Source organism: Candidatus Methylomirabilota bacterium, assembly GCA_036002485.1.
Lineage (GTDB): Bacteria > Methylomirabilota > Methylomirabilia > Rokubacteriales > CSP1-6 > AR37.
On the sequence record DASYTI010000174.1, the window covers coordinates 1 to 3,140 of the forward strand.

The 3,140-nt window shown below is 68.8% G+C and carries 4 protein-coding genes; all 4 read right to left on the reverse strand.

Annotated features, from left to right (window positions below; genetic code table 11):
* On the reverse strand, window positions 1-947 hold a 947-nt coding region (locus VGT00_16230), incomplete at its 3' end, for an electron transfer flavoprotein subunit alpha/FixB family protein (protein HEV8532971.1).
* The gene (locus VGT00_16235) at window positions 947-1,723 is read right to left on the reverse strand and encodes an electron transfer flavoprotein subunit beta/FixA family protein (GenBank protein ID HEV8532972.1); all 777 of its coding nucleotides are present in this window, start codon (window positions 1,721-1,723) and stop codon (window positions 947-949) included. The genes VGT00_16235 and VGT00_16230, both read right to left, overlap by 1 nt.
* A 12-nt stretch (window positions 1,724-1,735) precedes the next feature.
* Window positions 1,736-2,983 carry a beta-ketoacyl-ACP synthase II gene (gene fabF, locus VGT00_16240; protein ID HEV8532973.1) on the reverse strand — a complete coding sequence of 416 codons (1,248 nt, stop codon included), beginning with the start codon at window positions 2,981-2,983 and terminating at the stop codon, window positions 1,736-1,738.
* Between the two features lie 35 nt (window positions 2,984-3,018).
* Window positions 3,019-3,140 (reverse strand): acyl carrier protein (locus VGT00_16245; protein HEV8532974.1); only part of this gene is annotated, 122 nt, incomplete at its 5' end.

Below are 3,140 nucleotides of genomic sequence, written 5' to 3' on the forward strand. Positions count from 1 at the left end.
TCGGTGAGCTTCGGCAGCAGCTCGAACAGGTCCCCGACCACACCGTAGTTGGCCACCTTGAAGATGGGCGCGTCGGCGTCCTTGTTGATCGCCACGATGTACCTGGACGACGACATCCCGGCCAGGTGCTGGATGGCCCCGCTGATCCCACAGGCGACGTAGAGCGTGGGCGAGACGGTCTTGCCCGTCTGCCCCACCTGATACTGGTGATCGACCCAGCCCGCGTCCACGACCGCACGCGACGCGCCCACCGCCGCCCCCAACGCGGCGGCGAGGCTTTCGACCAGGTGGAAGTTCTCCGGTCCCTTCAGGCCCCGACCGCCGGACACGATGATCTGCGCCTCGGTCAGCTCCACCTTGCCCGAAGCGGTGGCATGGACGGCCGTGACTTTCGCCCGCGCCGACGTGTCCACCGTCTCCTTCTTCACCTCCGCTTTGCGGGCCGTATCCGCCGGGCCCACCGGGAAGACGTTGGGACGGAGGGTGGCCATCTGTGGTTCGCCTTCCCAGCGAACCGTGGCGTAGGCCTTGCCCGCGTACATGGGCCGGCGCGCTTCGAGCCGGCCGTCCTTCACGGTCAGGGCGACGCAGTCCGACACGAGGCCGGCTCCGACCCGCGCGGCGACGCGCGGAGCGAGGTCCCGGCCCATCGCCGTGTAGGGCACGAGTACGACGGCGGGCTTCTCGGCGGCGACGACCTGGGCCACCGCGCGCGCGTAGGGCTCGGTCGCATAGGCGCCCAGCTCGGCCTGGTCGAAGACCTGGATCACGTCGGCGCCGTGCGTACCCAGCTCCGAGGCGAGGCCCTCGATCCCGGAACCGACGAGGACGGCGTGGATGGAGGCCTTGAGCGGCTCGGCCAGGCGGCGCGCTTCGGAGACGGCCTCGAGCGATGGCCGCCGCAGCTTCCCGTCGCGGTGCTCGGCATAGGTGACGATCGCGCCCATCAGATGACCTTTGCCTCCTCGTGCAGCAACCGCAGCAGCTCCTGGACCTGCGTGTCGGCGTCACCCTCGATCATCTTCACCGCCGAGCGCGAAGGCGGCAGCTCGAGCGCCACCACCTTCGTCTTGGGCGCGAGTTGCTCCGCGGTGAGGCCGAGATCGGCGGCCCCCTTGGTCTCGATCAGCTTCTTCTTGGCGGCCATGATGCCCTTGAGGCTCGCGTACCGGGGCTCATTGAGGCCCTTCTGCGCCGAGAGCACCGCCGGCAGCGTCACGTCCCAGGTCTCATGGGCGCCCTCGATCTCGCGCTCGACGGTGGCCTTGCCGTCCTGGATCTCCACCTTCACGACGGTCGTCACCTGCGGCAGGTCGAGGATCTCCGCTACCAGGCCCGGCACCTGCGCGTTGTCGCCCCCCACGCCCTGCTGGCCCATGAAGATCAGGTCGGGCGCCATGGGCTTGAGGGCGGTGGCCAGGGCCCACGCCGTGCCCAGGGTGTCCGTCTGGTCGAACAGCGGGTCCTTCAGGTGGAGGGCGGAATCGGCGCCCATGGCGAGGCCGCTGCGCAGCGCGGACTGAACGCGGTCGGGGCCGAGGCTGACGAGCACGACCTCGCCGCCCTTGGCCTCCTTGATCTTCAGCGCTTCCTCGATGGCGAACTCGTCATAGGGAGAGACGATCCAGTTGACGTCGCTCTCCAGGATGCTCTGGCCGTCGGGGGCGATGCGGATGCGGGTCTCGGTATCCGGCACCTGCTTGATGCAAACCGCGATTTTCATGAATCAGTGGTCCTAGCCCTGGTAACGGCGGAAGAGCAGCGCGCCGTTGGTGCCGCCGAAGCCGAAGGAGTTGGAGAGCGCGTAGTTCACGTCGGCCTTGCGGGCGGCGTTCGGAACGACGTCGAGGTCGCAATCCGGGTCCGGGTGCTGGTAGTTGATGGTCGGAGGGAGCATCTGGGTCTTGAGGGCGAGGGCCGTGATGCCGGCCTCCAGCCCGCCGGCGGCCCCCAGGAGGTGACCCGTCATCGACTTGGTGGAGCTGATGGCCATGCGGCGGGCGTGGTCGCCGAAAACCCGCTTGAGGGCCACGACCTCCACCTTGTCGCCCTGGGGCGTCGACGTCCCGTGGACGTTGACGTAGTCCACGACCGTCGGCTCCACCCCCGCGTCCTTCAGCGTCCGGTTCATCACCCGCATCGCCCCGTCCCCGTCTTCGCAAGGAGCCGTGATGTGGTAGGCGTCGGAGGACATGCCGTATCCCACCAGCTCGCAGTAGATGGGGGCGCCCCGCCGGCGGGCGTGCTCCAGCTCCTCCAGGACGACGATCCCCGATCCCTCCCCGATCACGAAGCCGTCCCGCTCTTTGTCGAAGGGCCTCGAGGAGCGGGCCGGATCGTCGTTGCGGGTGGAGAGCGCGCGCATGGCACTGAAGCCGCCCACGCCCAGGGGCGTGATGGCGGCCTCGCTGCCGCCCGCGATCATCGCGTTGGCCTCCCCGCGCTGGATCAGCCGGAAGGAGTCCCCGACGGCGTGGGCGCTGGTGGTGCAGGCGGTGCAGGTGGCGGAGTTGGGCCCCTTGGCGCCGGTGCGGATGGAGACCCATCCCGAAGCGAGGTTGACGATCGCGGCCGGAATGAAGAACGGGCTGATGCGGCGCGGGCCTTCCCTCAAGAGCGTCTCGTGCTCGCGCTCGATCGTGGCGAACCCGCCGATGCCGCTCCCGATGTACACGCCGACCATGTCGGCCTCGGCCGCGTCGATCTTCAGCCCCGAATCGGCGAGGGCGACGTCCGCGGCTGCCACCGCGAACTGGATGAACCGATCCATCTTCTTGACGTCCTTCTTCTCCACCCAGTTCAGCGGGTCGAAGCCCCTCACCTCCGCCGCGAACCGCGTGGAATGACGCGAGGCATCGAAGAGGGTGATGTTCGCCACCCCGGAGCATCCGGCCAGGAGCCGGCTCCAGGTGGGCTCGGTCCCCACTCCGAGGGGAGATACCAGGCCGACCCCCGTGATCACGACCCTGCGCTTGTCTGTCACTCTGGCGCTCGCGCTTCCCCGGCGGCGGGGACGGGCTACTTCTTCGCCTTCTCCGCGTGCTTCTGGATGTAGTCGACGGCTTCCTTGACCCGCGTGATCTTCTCGGCGTCCTCGTCGGGGATCTCGATCCCGAACTCCTCCTCGAGGGCCATGACCA

Bases quoted from the DNA above. Each gene is read 5' to 3' on its own strand.
- VGT00_16235 (HEV8532972.1), bottom strand. From the start codon at position 1,723: ATGAAAATCGCGGTTTGCATCAAGCAGGTGCCGGATACCGAGACCCGC.